The sequence below is a fragment of the Pseudomonas sp. P4_B4 genome, assembly GCF_056402255.1.
In genome coordinates this window covers 58,753-73,649 of the sequence record NZ_JBFUHS010000004.1, presented here as the reverse complement: position 1 = coordinate 73,649, position 14,897 = coordinate 58,753, and the positions used below count along the sequence as shown (strand labels likewise).

9 protein-coding genes are annotated in these 14,897 nt (G+C 57.7%); 5 read left to right on the top strand and 4 right to left on the bottom strand.

What is annotated here, in order from left to right:
* Positions 1-88 precede the first annotated feature (88 nt).
* The 5 genes from aceE to msrA all read left to right on the top strand — a co-directional run bounded on the left by aceE (position 89) and on the right by msrA (position 10,017).
* Positions 89-2,734, top strand: coding sequence for a pyruvate dehydrogenase (acetyl-transferring), homodimeric type (aceE, locus tag AC1DVE_RS06630; protein WP_223461459.1), 2,646 nt, complete (start codon positions 89-91; stop codon positions 2,732-2,734).
* Positions 2,735-2,745: 11 nt separating this feature from the next.
* Complete coding sequence (gene aceF / locus AC1DVE_RS06625; protein ID WP_223461457.1) at positions 2,746-4,698, top strand: dihydrolipoyllysine-residue acetyltransferase; 1,953 nt, start codon at positions 2,746-2,748, stop codon at positions 4,696-4,698.
* 272 nt (positions 4,699-4,970) lie between these two features.
* Positions 4,971-6,365 carry an alkaline phosphatase D family protein gene (locus tag AC1DVE_RS06620; protein WP_223461455.1) on the top strand — a complete coding sequence of 465 codons (1,395 nt, stop codon included), beginning with the start codon at positions 4,971-4,973 and terminating at the stop codon, positions 6,363-6,365.
* Positions 6,366-6,594: 229 nt separating this feature from the next.
* Positions 6,595-9,288, top strand: a complete 2,694-nt coding sequence (locus tag AC1DVE_RS06615; protein ID WP_223461453.1) for a putative bifunctional diguanylate cyclase/phosphodiesterase — start codon at positions 6,595-6,597, stop codon at positions 9,286-9,288.
* A gap of 63 nt (positions 9,289-9,351) precedes the next feature.
* Positions 9,352-10,017, top strand: coding sequence for a peptide-methionine (S)-S-oxide reductase MsrA (msrA, locus tag AC1DVE_RS06610; RefSeq protein WP_477783853.1), 666 nt, complete (start codon positions 9,352-9,354; stop codon positions 10,015-10,017).
* A 166-nt stretch (positions 10,018-10,183) separates the two neighbouring features.
* On the opposite strand, the gene AC1DVE_RS06605 is transcribed toward msrA, so the two are convergent.
* The 4 genes from AC1DVE_RS06605 to AC1DVE_RS06590 all read right to left on the bottom strand — a co-directional run bounded on the left by AC1DVE_RS06605 (position 10,184) and on the right by AC1DVE_RS06590 (position 14,897).
* Complete coding sequence (locus AC1DVE_RS06605) at positions 10,184-11,023, bottom strand: 23S rRNA (adenine(2030)-N(6))-methyltransferase RlmJ (protein ID WP_223461449.1); 840 nt, start codon at positions 11,021-11,023, stop codon at positions 10,184-10,186.
* A 231-nt stretch (positions 11,024-11,254) separates the two neighbouring features.
* Entirely contained in the window at positions 11,255-11,578 is a 324-nt protein-coding gene (locus AC1DVE_RS06600) for a hypothetical protein (protein ID WP_223532266.1), read from the bottom strand.
* A gap of 1,517 nt (positions 11,579-13,095) precedes the next feature.
* A complete protein-coding gene (locus tag AC1DVE_RS06595) occupies positions 13,096-13,479 on the bottom strand; it encodes a hypothetical protein (RefSeq protein WP_223457737.1) in 384 nt (127 codons plus the stop codon).
* Positions 13,476-14,897, bottom strand: coding sequence for a PAAR domain-containing protein (locus tag AC1DVE_RS06590; RefSeq protein WP_223457735.1), 1,422 nt, complete (start codon positions 14,895-14,897; stop codon positions 13,476-13,478). The genes AC1DVE_RS06595 and AC1DVE_RS06590 overlap by 4 nt, the downstream gene beginning before the upstream one ends.

The window sequence follows — 14,897 nt, the reverse complement described above, 5'->3', positions numbered from 1 at the left end:
CAATCCAAGAATTTATATCGTCTGCCCACAAGGCCAGTCGCAAACTCAGGCAACCGATTCTGGAAGCCTTTCCGCCCTGGAGCAAGCCATGCAAGACCTCGATCCCGTCGAAACCCAGGAATGGCTGGACGCCCTGGAATCGGTTCTCGACAAAGAAGGCGAAGACCGTGCTCACTATCTGATGACCCGTATGGGTGAACTGGCGACCCGCAGCGGTTCGCAGTTGCCTTACGCCATCACCACGCCTTACCGCAACACCATCCCGGTAACCCACGAAGCACGCATGCCTGGCGACCTGTTCATGGAACGCCGCATTCGCTCGCTGGTACGCTGGAACGCGATGGCCATGGTAATGCGTACGAACCTGAAGGATTCTGACCTCGGCGGTCACATCTCCAGCTTCGCCTCCAGTGCGACCCTGTATGACATCGGCTTCAACTACTTCTTCCAGGCCCCGACCGAAGAACACGGCGGCGACCTGATCTACTTCCAGGGCCACACCTCGCCAGGCGTTTACGCCCGTGCATTCATGGAAGGCCGCATCACCGAAGACCAGATGAACAACTTCCGCCAGGAAGTCGACGGTCAGGGCCTGTCGTCCTACCCGCACCCTTGGCTGATGCCTGACTTCTGGCAGTTCCCGACCGTATCCATGGGTCTGGGCCCGATCCAGGCGATCTACCAGGCACGCTTCATGAAGTACTTGGAACACCGTGGTTTCATTCCTGCCGGCAAGCAGAAAGTCTGGTGCTTCCTGGGCGATGGCGAGTGCGACGAGCCGGAATCCCTGGGCGCGATCTCCCTGGCTGGCCGCGAGAAGCTGGACAACCTGATCTTCGTCATCAACTGCAACCTGCAGCGCCTCGACGGCCCGGTTCGTGGCAACGGCAAGATCATCCAGGAACTCGAAGGCGTGTTCCGCGGTGCTCAGTGGAACGTGACCAAAGTCATCTGGGGCCGTTTCTGGGACCCGCTGCTGGCCAAGGACACCCACGGCATCCTGCAACGTCGCATGGACGAAGTCATCGACGGCGAGTACCAGAACTACAAAGCCAAAGACGGCGCGTTCGTCCGCGAGCACTTCTTCAACACGCCTGAACTCAAGGCGATGGTCGAAGACCTGTCCGACGACGAGATCTGGAAGCTCAACCGTGGCGGCCACGACCCGTACAAGGTCTATGCGGCCTACCACGAAGCGGTCAACCACAAAGAACAACCAACCGTCATCCTGGCCAAGACCATCAAGGGTTATGGCACCGGCGCCGGCGAAGCGAAGAACACCGCGCACAACACCAAGAAGGTCGATGTCGACAGCCTGAAGTTGTTCCGCGATCGTTTCGACATCCCGGTCCAGGACGACGAACTGGAAAACCTGCCGTTCTTCAGACCGGAAGAAGGCAGCGCCGAAGCCCGTTACCTGAGCGAGCGCCGTACCGCACTGGGCGGTTTCGTGCCTCAGCGTCGCGCCAAGAGCTTCAACATCCCGACCCCGCCACTCGATACCCTCAAGGCGATCCTGGACGGCTCGGGCGACCGCGAAATCTCCACCACCATGGCCTTCGTGCGGATCCTCGCGCAACTGGTCAAGGACAAGGAAATCGGTCCGCGCATCGTGCCGATCATCCCGGACGAAGCCCGTACTTTCGGTATGGAAGGCATGTTCCGTCAGCTGGGCATCTACTCCTCCGTCGGCCAGCTCTACGAGCCAGTCGATAAAGACCAGGTGATGTTCTACAAGGAAGACCAGAAGGGCCAGATCCTCGAAGAAGGCATCAACGAAGCGGGCGCCATGAGCTCCTTCATCGCTGCCGGTACTTCGTACTCCAGCCACAACCAGCCGATGCTGCCGTTCTACATCTTCTACTCGATGTTCGGCTTCCAGCGTATCGGCGACCTGGCCTGGGCCGCTGGCGACAGCCGCACCCGTGGCTTCCTGATCGGCGGCACCGCCGGCCGTACCACCCTGAACGGTGAAGGCCTGCAACACGAAGACGGTCACAGCCACCTGCTGGCCGCGACCATCCCGAACTGCCGCACCTACGATCCAACCTACGGCTACGAGCTCGCGGTGATCATTCAGGACGGCATGAAGAAGATGACCGAAGAGCAACAGGACGTCTTCTACTACATCACTGTGATGAACGAGTCGTACCAGCAGCCAGCCATGCCGGCCGGTGCCGAGGAAGGCATCAAGAAAGGCATGTACCTGCTCGAAGAAGACAACCGCGAAGCGGCGCACCACGTTCAGCTGATGGGCTCTGGCACCATCCTGCGTGAAGTCCGTGAAGCGGCGAAGATCCTGCGTGAAGAGTTCAACGTCGGCGCCGACGTGTGGAGCGTTACCAGCTTCAACGAACTGCGTCGCGACGGCCTGGCCGTTGAGCGCACCAACCGTCTGCACCCTGGCCAGAAGCCTAAGCTGAGCTACGTCGAAGAGTGCCTGAACGGCCGTAAAGGTCCGGTCATCGCATCGACCGACTACATGAAACTGTTCGCCGAGCAGATCCGTCAGTGGGTACCGTCCAAGGAATTCAAAGTCCTGGGCACCGACGGTTTCGGCCGCAGCGACAGCCGCAAGAAACTGCGTCATTTCTTCGAAGTCGACCGTCATTTCGTGGTGTTGGCAGCCCTGGAAGCACTGGCTGACCGTGGTGACATCGAACCTAAGGTTGTGGCCGAAGCCATCGCCAAGTTCGGTATCAACCCGGAAAAACGCAACCCACTGGACTGCTGAGGAGAGATTCTGTGAGCGAACTCATTCGCGTACCTGACATCGGCAGCGGTGAAGGTGAAGTAATTGAACTGTTTGTGAAGGTCGGCGACCGTATCGAAGCCGACCAGAGCATCCTGACACTTGAGTCGGACAAGGCGAGCATGGAAGTGCCTGCGCCGAAGGCCGGTATCATCAAGAGCCTGAAAGTGAAGCTGGGCGATCGCCTGAAAGAAGGCGACGAACTGCTGGAGCTGGAAGTCGAAGGTGCCGCTGCTGCGGCCCCTGCGGCAGCCGCACCGGCGGCCAAGGCTGAAGCCAAACCGGCTGCTGCACCTGCCGCCGCCCCTGCTCCTGCTGCGCCGGCTGCCGCCAGCGTTCAGCAAGTGCACGTGCCGGACATTGGTTCGTCGGGCAAGGCCCAGATCATCGAGATCCAGGTCAAGGTCGGCGACACCGTCGCAGCTGATCAGTCGCTGATCACCCTGGAATCCGACAAGGCGAGCATGGAAATCCCGTCGCCTGCCGCTGGCGTGGTCAAGGCCATCAGCGTCAAGCTCAACGACGAAGTCGGCACCGGCGACCTGATCCTGGATCTGGAAGTGGCAGGTGCTGCTGCACCGGCTGCTGCTCCGGCCCAGGCTGCCGCTCCAGCTGCCGCCGCTGCGCCTGCTCCTGCAGCAGCTCCGGCTGCACCGGTTGCCGACAGCGTTCAGGACATCCACGTTCCGGACATCGGTTCGGCGGGCAAGGCCAAGATCATCGAAGTCCTGGTCAAGGCCGGCGACACCGTTGTGGCCGACCAGTCGCTGATCACCCTGGAATCCGACAAGGCGAGCATGGAAATTCCATCGCCTGCCGCTGGCGTGGTGGAAAGCGTTTCCATCAAGCTCGATGACGAAGTCGGTACCGGCGACCTGATCCTCAAGCTGAAAGTCAAAGGCGCCGCTCCGGCCGCTGCTCCGGCACCTGCCGCTGCTGCTCCGAGCGCACCTGCTCCAGCCGCTGCTGCTCCTGCCGCCGCTGCACCTGCTTCTGCCCCGGTCGCCGCACCAGCCAAGCCTGGCGCGAAAGTTCACGCCGGCCCTGCCGTGCGTCAACTGGCCCGCGAATTCGGCGTCGAGCTGAACGCAGTGGGTGCCAGCGGTCCGCACGGTCGCATCCTGAAAGAAGACGTGCAGGTTTACGTCAAGGCCATGATGCAGAAGGCCAAGGAAGCACCGGCCGCTGCTGCTGGCGCAACCGGTGGCGCGGGCATCCCGCCGATTCCGGTCGTGGACTTCAGCCGCTTCGGTGAAATCGAAGAAGTGCCGATGACCCGCCTGATGCAGGTCGGCGCCGCCAACCTGCACCGCAGCTGGCTGAACGTGCCGCACGTGACGCAATTCGACTCGGCGGATATCACCGAACTCGAAGCGTTCCGTGTTGCCCAGAAAGCCGTTGCAGAGAAGGCTGGCGTCAAGCTGACCATCCTGCCGTTGCTGCTCAAGACCTGCGCGCACCTGCTCAAGGAACTGCCGGACTTCAACAGCTCGCTGGCGCCAAGCGGCAAAGCGATCATCCGCAAGAAATACGTGAACATCGGCTTCGCCGTCGACACCCCGGATGGCCTGCTGGTACCGGTCATCAAGAACGTCGACCAGAAGAGTCTGCTGCAACTGGCCGCCGAGGCTGCTTCCCTGGCTGAAAAAGCCCGGACCAAGAAGCTCTCGTCGGACGAGATGCAAGGCGCCTGCTTCACCATTTCCAGCCTCGGCCACATTGGCGGCACCGGCTTCACGCCGATCGTCAACGCGCCGGAAGTGGCGATCCTCGGTGTTTCCAAGGCAACCATCCAGCCAGTCTGGGACGGCAAAGCCTTCCAGCCGAAACTGATGCTGCCGCTGTCGCTGTCCTACGATCACCGTGTGATCAACGGCGCCGCTGCTGCACGCTTCACCAAGCGTCTGAGCGATCTGCTGGGCGACATCCGCACCATGCTCCTGTAACACCGACCGGCCCTCCTTCACCGGAGGGCCGATCGCGTTCCACGTTTCCGAGCGCCACGCTCGTACCTCAACCCCGCCAATTTGGCGGGGCTTTTTTTGCCTGCACGAAACGCAGGCAATGTCCTACATGCCTGGTTTGATTGCCCCACACACCCCATCCCTTTTTGCCCGACATTTTCCCGCCTGCAAACACTTAGCCTTAACGCCCAAAACTACGCTGGCAACTTTTAAAGCCACTGGTTGATTAGTTCATTATTCGAATGGATTCGAACATGCTAAAACTCTCTGTCGGCCCAATAGTTGGGCACACTACAACTGATCACGCGCGTATCTTTGTGCGCGGCGAAGCGCAAAAAGATGCACCCGTATTTGCCGGCATCCGTTATCGGCAGTCCGGGCATGAACAATGGCTTAAAAGTATCTTTGTAAGGCTGACAAGCCTGCAGGACATGTCCGATGTCATTGTTCTCAATAACCTGGCGGCCGATACCGAATACGAATACCAGGCCGGCAGGTTCAGCACCACGAGTGCCGGGCACTCTGTGGATTCGCTGCAAGAACTGCCGCTGCAATGGCCGCAAGAACTCTATCGCTTGCGCACCCGATCCGGCACGATCGGAACGCCACGAGCCTATTTCGTTGGCTCATGTCGTTACTTGCGGATGACCGCCGGTATCCCGTCGGCGCCACATCTGGGTGACCGGATATTTGCCTCGATTACACAACTGGCACAGCAAGCCGACCCGCCGGTCAGCGCGATGTTGATGACTGGCGATCAGATCTATGTCGACGATTTGAATTTTTTCGCGCCTGACCGCGAATATCAGAAAATACTCGCAAAATACCGTGTAGCTTTCTCCCAGCCGCATATTTCCAGGTTAATGGCCAATGTATCGACTTACATGATCCTCGACGATCACGAAATTGAAGATAACTGGCCGACCAAGAAAAGATCAGGCGATGATGTTCTATATAAAAACGCCATCACTGCTTATGAGTTATATCAAGCCAGCCACAGCCCGGCATTTGAATTACTTGCCGATGGACGGATCAGCCGGCATCCAAAGCACTATTGGTATCAGTTCACCGATGGCGATATCGAATGGTTCGTCACCGATAGCCGTACCCAGCGTAATCTGTCCGCCGATGATCGACACATCCTTGATGTTGAGCAGGAATATGCCTTGTGCCAATGGCTGATCCACAGCCCCGCCCGGGTCAAGTTGGTGGTCACCAGCGTGATGCTCTATCCCGACGCCAAACACAACGGGGATGACGCCTGGGCCGGTTTTCCCGGGCAACGTCTGCGGTTGCTGGAGACCATTCGTTCGCACCGGCTGAAGAATGTCATTTTCGTTTCCGGTGACGTCCACGGCTCCTTGACCAGTCGACTGACCCACAGCGAAGACCCGGACTTTGAGGTGCACACCATCGTGTCGTCGCCATTGTGCAACATCAAACTGCTGCCCTATGCCAGTCAATCCAGCTTTATCCTCGACCGGCCGTTGGCACGCAACGCCGCAGGCGAATATCGACAGGAATTGACCGGCAAAGTCATCAGTCAGGATAACTTCGCGCACCTGGTCATCGATGCAGAACACATTCAGGTGAATTACCACGATCGGGATGGCAAGTTGCTGCAATCGACAGGCATTAATTTGCGCTGATGGCAAAAAATCACAGCCTTCGGGACGCCCCCCAAGGCTGCGATCTGATCAATAACAATACTTTCAGCCGGGAACTGCAGAAATCTTCGTGCCTGCCGACATATTCTTATAGCACTTGGCCTTCATCTCTCTTGTCAGTCGGTGTCGCAATGATGCAACCTTGCCGCAGGCAACAGTCAAGAGGGCGAGAGCCCAGCGCGTTCAGCATATTCGAAGCGAGTTTCCCTCCATGAAAAGCCAACCCGATGCCGCCAGCCGTATGGTGGCCGAGGTAGTGACGCAGTTGCCTGTGCCCTCGCGGCTCGGCATGCTGCGTTTCGAACGGCTAAATGAACCCAGCTGGGCACTGCTGTTTCTTGATCCCAATTGCGAACGCCAGTTCGGCCTGCCCGCCGTTGAGCTGTGCGCGCTGGTGGGCTCGCCGTACGCCAGCCTGATGGAGCCGCAAGCGCGCTATGAACTGCACGACGCGATCCAGCAGCAACTGAGCGAAAGCACGCATTACCTGATCCGCTACACCCTGCACACCGCCTCTGGTTCCCTGAATCTGCTGGAACTGGGCGAAGCCTACAAACAACACAATCGCCACCTGTTGCGCGGCTATCTGCTGGTCATCGACGGCCTGTTCGAGGATGACCAGCTGCAACCGGCCCTGGATCTGGAAACCCAGAACTCGCGCCTGCAAATCGCCCTGGAACTCAATCAGCGTGCCCAGCAGGAACAACTGCTGCATCTGGACCGGGTGCGTGCCCAGCAGGACCTGATCCTGCTCCTCACCCGTCAACGCTACAGCAGCAACAACTCCTTGCGCGAAGCCGCCGAGCTGATCACCCGCAGCGCCTGCGACATCTACGAAATCGACTGCGCCAGCCTGTGGCACCTCGAAGGCTCGATGCTGGTGCCGATCTCGGCCTATCACCGCACGACTCAGGAATACCTGCTGCCGCAGCCAATCGACGTCAGCGTGTTCCCCGATTACCTCGACGCCTTGCACACCGGCCGCGCCATCGACGCCCATAACGCCATGCGCGACCCGCGCACCCGGGAGATGGCCGAAAGCCTGCGCCCGCGCGACGTCAACGCGATGCTCGACGCCAGTATCCGCGTCGATGGCCAGGTGGTCGGCGTTTTGTGCCTGGAGCAGACCGGTGCGACCCGCGCCTGGCAGTCGGATGAAATCGCCTTCGCCGGAGAGCTGGCGGACCAGTTTGCCCAGGTCATCAGTAACCACAACCGGCGAACCGCCACCAGCGCCCTGCACCTGTTCCAGCGTGCGGTCGAACAAAGTGCCAACGCCTTTTTGCTGGTCAACTGCGACGGCGTGGTGGAATACGTCAACCCGAGCTTCACCGCGATCACCCAATATTCCACCGAAGAAGTGCACGGTCAGCGCCTGTCAGAACTGCCGGCCCTGGAGAACCTCAGCGAACTGCTGTTCGACGCGCCTTCGGCGCTGGCCAAGAGCAACAGTTGGCAGGGCGAGTTCAAGAGCCGCCGGAAAAACCTCGAACCCTACTGGGGCCAGTTGTCGATCTCCAAGGTTTACGGCGACAACCGCGAGCTGACCCACTACATCGGCATCTACGAAGACATCACCCAGACCAAGCTCGCTCAGCAGCGCATCGAGCGCCTGGCCTACACCGACAACCTGACCAATCTCGGCAACCGCCCGGCGTTCATTCGCAACCTCGATGAACGCTTCGCCCGGGACAGCGACGCGCCGATCAGCCTGTTGCTGGTGGACATCGACAACTTCAAGCGGATCAACGACAGCCTCGGCCACCAGACCGGCGACAAACTGCTGATCAGCCTGGCCCGGCGCCTGCGCAACAGCCTGATCCCGAGCGGCAGCCTGGCGCGATTCGCCAGTAACGAATTCGCCGTGTTGCTGGACAACAGCGACCTCACGGTAGGCCAGCAAGTGGCCAACCAGTTGTTGGCGACCCTCGACAAACCGATGTTCGTCGACAATCAGTTGATCAGCGTCACCGGCTCCGTCGGCCTGGCCTGCGCGCCGCTGCACGGGCGCGACCCGCAAACCCTGATGCGCAACGCCGGGTTGGCGCTGCACAAGGCCAAGGCCAACGGCAAACACCAGGTGCAAGTATTTACCGAAGCGCTGAACGCCGAGGCCAGCTACAAGCTGTTCGTCGAAAACAACCTGCGCCGCGCCCTGACCCAGAACGAACTCGACGTGTTCTACCAGCCAAAACTGTGCCTGCGCAGCGGTCGCCTATTGGGGATGGAAGCCCTGCTGCGCTGGGACCATCCGGAAAAGGGCATGATCCGCCCGGATCAGTTCATCAGCGTCGCCGAAGAAACCGGGCTGATCATTCCGATCGGCAAATGGATCGCCCGCCAGGCTTGCCGCATGAGCAAAGCGCTGACCGCCGCCGGCCTGGGCAACCTGCAAGTGGCGATCAACCTGTCGCCCAAGCAGTTCTCCGATCCGGACCTGGTGGCCTCCATTGCCAACATCCTCAAGGAAGAAGCCCTGCCAGCTCAATTGCTGGAGCTGGAGCTGACCGAAGGCCTGCTGCTGGAAGCCACCGAAGACACCCACTTGCAGCTCGACCAGCTCAAGCGCCTGGGCCTGACCCTAGCCATGGACGACTTCGGCACCGGTTACTCGTCGCTCAGCTACTTGAAAAAATTCCCCATCGACATCATCAAGATCGATCGAAGCTTCATCCACGAGATCCCGGACAACCAGGACGACATGGAAATCACCTCAGCGGTGATCGCCATGGCCCACAACCTGAAACTCAAGGTCGTGGCTGAAGGCATCGAAACCGCCGAGCAGTTGTCGTTCCTGCGCCGTCACCGCTGCGACGTCGGCCAGGGCTACCTGTTCGACCGTCCGATCCCGGGCAATGAACTGATCGACAAGCTCAAACGCTACCCGCGTGGTCCAATCGCCTGACAGCGATCCAACTCTCGGGCAAACTGCTTGCCTGTCTAATTATCCTGACTGAGAGGACTGATCATGGTTCTGCGCTCGGAAATTCTGGTGAACAAAAACGTGCTCCCGACTAAAGAACAAGCCCTGCCCGGCCGCGAAACCGCGATGCCCCTGCCTGAAAAGCACTTTGTATTTAAAGACACCCCCTTGCTCGGCCCGTTCTTCGAAGATGTCGACTTCGCAATCTTCGGCCTCGGCTGCTTCTGGGGTGCGGAACGCCGCTTCTGGCAGCGTGAAGGCGTGGTCAGCACCGTGGTCGGCTACGCCGGCGGCTACACGCCGAACCCGACCTACGAAGAGGTCTGCTCGGGCCTGACCGGCCACTCCGAAGTGGTGCTGGTGGTGTATGACAAGGCCAAGGTCAGCTACGAAGAACTGCTGGCGATGTTCTGGGAACTGCACAACCCGACGCAAGGCATGCGCCAGGGCAATGACATCGGCACCCAGTACCGTTCGGTGATCTACGCCACTAGCCAGGAACAACTGGACGCGGCGCTCAAGAGCAAGGAAACCTACCAGGCCGAGCTATCCAAGGCCGGTCTCGGTGAAATCAGCACCGAAATCGACCAGGCCCCGACCGTCTACTTTGCCGAGACGTATCACCAGCAATACCTGGCGAAAAACCCGGAAGGCTATTGCGGCATTGGCGGTACCGGCGTGTGCATGCCACTGAGCCTGGCGGGTAACTAACCCTGAACTGTGGCGAGGGAGCTTGCTCCCGCTCGGTTGCGCAGCAATCGCAAAACCGGAGAACCGGAGAACCGGTTCTTACTGAAAGAACGCAGTTACCGGTTTTTAGGGGTGCTTCGCACCCCAGCGGGAGCAAGCTCCCTCGCCACAGGTTGTTGATTGCTGATCAACTCTCGGCAATCAACCAATCCATCTGCCACCCACCCTGGGTCTGCCCCAGCTTCTGGGACAGCCACGGCAGCAACTCACGCAACTCTTCCTCCAACCCCCACGGCGGATTGGCAATCGCCAGCCCGGAACCGTTCAGGCTGTTGGGCGTATCCAGCGGATGCACCAGCAACTCCACCCGCAACAACTTCGGCGCACCGGTACCGGCCAGGTCCTGATAGAAGCGGCGCAGCGCGCGCTGATCCTTCACCGGGTACCAGATCGCCGCCACTGTCTGGCGCATCCGGCCAATCGCTTCCTTCAACGACGCGGCACAGCGCTGCATCTCGTCGAGCTTCTCGAACGGCGGATCGATCAGCATCACCGCACGCTTCTCCGGCACCGGCAGCAAGGCTCGCGGCACATGCCAGCCTTCACCCAGGTGCACCTTGACCCGGCGATCACCGGCCATGTTGTCCTTGAGCAGCAAGCCGTCTTCCGGGTGTTTCTCGTTGAGCAACACGCGGTCTTGCGGACGAGTCAGGCGTCGTGCCAGCTCCGGTGACCCCGGGTAATAGCGCAACTGGCCATCCGGGTTCATCTCGTGCAGCACTTGCATGTAATCAGCGGTCAGGATCGGCAGATCCGGCTGATCCCACAAACGCGCAATGCCTTCCAGGTACTCGCCGGTACGGTTGGCCTGATCACCCTGAAGGTCATACAGACCGATGCCGGCGTGAGTGTCGAGATAGGCAAACGGCTGCTCCTTGCGCGACATCAGGGCGATGAGGCGGGTCAAGGTCAGGTGTTTGAACACATCGGCGTGATTGCCGGCATGGAAGGCGTGACGATAATTCATGGCTGCTCCTGCGAAGGCCGGGAAGTTTACCTTTTACCGGCCGGCAAGTCAGGGGTTCGCAGCTGAGTGGCCGTAACCACCCCCTGTGGCGAGGGAGCTTGCTCCCGCTGGGCTGCGAAGCGGCCCCAAAACCTGAACCCCGGTCTGGTCTGACACGCTTCACTCCACCTGTTCTACAACTGCTTCGCAGTTGAACGGGAGCAAGCTCCCTCGCCACGAAAGCCCTCTGCGCTACGCCGAAGGCCGCGCCCGCAACCGCCGCCCAACCACTTCCAGCACATCACAGCCATCGCGCAACGAAATGGCGCAGAGCAAGGCAAAGTCGCTGAGGATGAACGACTCGCACTCGATCGAACCGCGCATGGACAGGTTCTCWAGCACTTGGGTGACTGCGCGAATTCTGTAGTTGGCGGCGTCGGTGAGGATGTCGAGTGGCGCGTGGGTGTCGACGAACAGGGTAGGCATATCGGTGCAGTTGCTGGTCAATGCCATGAAGCGGTTGTCGGGATGGGGGATTGGTTTTTCGTAGGGTGGATCGGGGTGAATTGTTTTCATTAGTAGCTCCCAAAGATGAATCGGAGCTGCCATCAGCCTTCCTACAGGCTAGGGTGGCAGCTAAGCGCGGGGTAGGAATATCGAGACCTTTGGGAAAACCCGACCACGCCGAAGCGTGCCCGCACATAGCTGCCGCAACTGATCTTACGGGCGCATGTAAACGACCACAAACCAAGTATTGACGCTAAGTGCTTCCCATCGGCCTTGAGAGGTTCCTACACCCCACCACTGAGTTGTCAGTGGCTGCCAAAGACTATCGACGGCACTCGCATCGCACCACTTCATGAAAACCGCTAGGTTTTGAAGGAAACGTCCTAGGACCTCACCCGAAAAAGCCGTAACAGCTACAATTTATCAAATTAATTTGAGGCTGAATGGCGCAAAGGGAGAACCTTGTCGATCGACTTGCGATGCGCTTGTAAATCGCCAGCTGTTGGCTGCCTGATTATTTCCGAAAAAAGAATATCGAAACTAAATACAAAATCCAACCAGCGTGAAAGCTGTACCTTATTATTTTTTTATAAATATGGTCGCTAGAATGCCGAAGGCAATTGGAAACAATTAACGACAAAAAGCTTATCGAAAACATCGTTAATGAAAACACCGGCATCAGCACTCCACGCCCTGAAAATTCTACCAAAAATGGTTGATGGCGAGCGCCTCCAGGCAAAAGTAGATGTTGATGATATATTGCGTAAATTGAAAGCATTATAAAAATCAACGAAACCCCACCAAGTAGGATTTTTAATCGAAGTGGTGCCTCCTTCAAAATATTAAAGCTTCCCATCTCATATTTTTTTAATCGGCACGAAAGACAGCACCCACCTTCTATTAGCGATAAGCCGTCTCTATCCAGCACTCCACATTTTTTGCATTTCTTTACTCTGGGCTTCATTTATTTTCGATCCATCTGTTCAGGCCGAGCAGCGAACGGGTGTAAATAATGGGCACGCCACCAGGTCGGCTGCCAACTTTTCGACTAATGGAGGAGATCCGCTTTCCCTATCACGACAAGCAATATCATTGAAACTACAAGCCCAATAAAGCTCCATTGCAACATTACAAGCTTGCGCTTAAGCGGGAGGGGGAAGCTATCTATATCCTCAGCATTGGCTAGACCTCGCATAAGGAAGAACCCTGGAAACGTAAGAATGCTAGAAATGCTTCCTACCAACAGCAATCTGCCATGAAGACTCGTACTCTTATATATCCCGAAAGCCAGCAGAGACGAGCTACTTTTGAAGTGCGACGACATCAAGTCACCCTTCGTATAGCTCAGATACAAAGCTACTCCAATGCAGATGAATTGGCAGATAATGACCACGCCACCCAAACCGCCGATGATTAGTTTAGCTGTAATCACTTCACTGCCTCGTAAATCTGTTCTCCGACCATTTCGCCAAATGCACCACCAATTTCTCCTCCAGCATAAGAACTAACTCCAACGACCAGAATACTACATGCTAATCGCGCAAAGCCGGCGCTAGGCAACCGCGGCGTTATCGCGTCTTAGCCAGCTATTTCAGCGCTCCTGATTTCCATAACGCGACCAGTAAGGCCATAGCAGTGAATGAAGCGATAACACTCCATTGCAACACGACTAACTTCCATCTTAGTGGACGGGGAAAATCTTCAAAGTCCTGAACACTTAGAACGTCGTGCCTGATGAAAAAATCTGGAAAAGTAAGAACCATACAAGCGCTTCCCACGAGCTGAAGCCTACCCCAATAACCTTTATGTATGCGTACAGCATTAGATATGCTTGGAGAGCTATTCTTGAAATGCTCCAATAATAATTCTCTTTTCGTATAGCCCAAGTGTAATGCGAAACAGTTGCCGACAAGTACGAATACAAACGCCAAGCCGCACAAGCCGCCAGCAATCATTTCGGCAGTAGTCATTTCGTCGACTCGTAAATCACTTCGCCTATGAACTCGCCACTCATTTCTCCCAACGTACCCCCCGCATACGAGCCAGCGCCCGCCGCAACGATACTGCAAGCAAGCGTTAAAAAGCCGCCTGTTGGAACTCCCAGAGCAACGCACAGGCCTCCTACTACCGGCGCGGTTAAGATCCTGCCTGTGGCCATGCCAGCAGCCACTCCTACCGTGAAACTGCCTGACTCAGTAAGCCGGATTCGTCTACACGCTTCGCTATTTCCCGCAGCACACACATCCTGAACCTTCGCAGCAGAAGCTCCTCCGCCGACGGCAGTCCCTAACCAACCGCCGTACTGGACGTATTTTGAAGCCTTCGCTACACCTTCAAGATGAGTGGCATGACCAGGTATTTGCCCTCCGGGGCTGGCATGGGTCCAGTGGTGAACCAGGCTTTGACTGGATATGCCCAACATTTTTTTCAAGTTGATGTGGTGAGGAAAACCAATCCCCTTGCGGGTCAGCGTCGTCATGTGGCGGTTAAGTATTGAAAGCAAACGCTGTCGCTCGACAAAAAAGGTCGGCGAGCGCAGGTGCCCATCTCTTTCGAGTGTTCTACGTTGTAACGCTTCAATTTCCCTCAAGGCATAGCCGACGTTATCCAGATTATTTTTGAAAATACTTGCGCCGACGCCAATAGCGCCAGAGCTATATGTCAAGAGGGCCTGGAAGGCATCCCGGTGTTCCACCATGAAATCAGCCTCTTCCGGGCTAAGCGTTTCAAGCACCTGATTGGTCTTGGCCGCCACATCCATGAGCAGCGCTTCTTCACGGGTGCACTGGAAGTTGTTGGGATCGCTCAGCACGATCATCGAGCCGGCTTTAACGTCGCGCAGATTGGGATTGAGCAGTTTGAATTTGCCCATCACCGCCGGGTCGCGCAGGGTGAATAGCGAGGCTTCGAGTTGTTCGCGGGTTGTGCTTTTGGGCACGATATAAAAGCCGGGTTCCGGAACGTCGAGACCGGTGGGCTGTGATCGAGACGACGCACTTGGCACTGACGTAAAGCTGGATGGACGCTGCGCGGTCGAATTGCTGGAGGCTGTCATCGAAGGCGCAGTCGCGGCCGATTGAGCGGTTGCCCTGGCTGCTTTCGGTGCAGGGGGTTCATTGACATAACTCCCCTCGAAATTCGAAGGGAGCAGTTTGGCTCGACAAGGGCAACCACTGAAACTGTCCAGCGTGCCAGCCACTCGTCGACCCTCGCTCAGGACGTGAGAGACGCCGCCGATGATCCGGTAGCTCTTCTTGTCTTTTCCGCAACTGACCAGATCACCCTCACGAGCATGGATGAGACCGAAATTGAATGTGTGGTCCCCCTCCAGAACGGTACCGCCGCAGTCAGTTTTGTCACCTAGCCCAATGTAATGCCCGATAGCCAT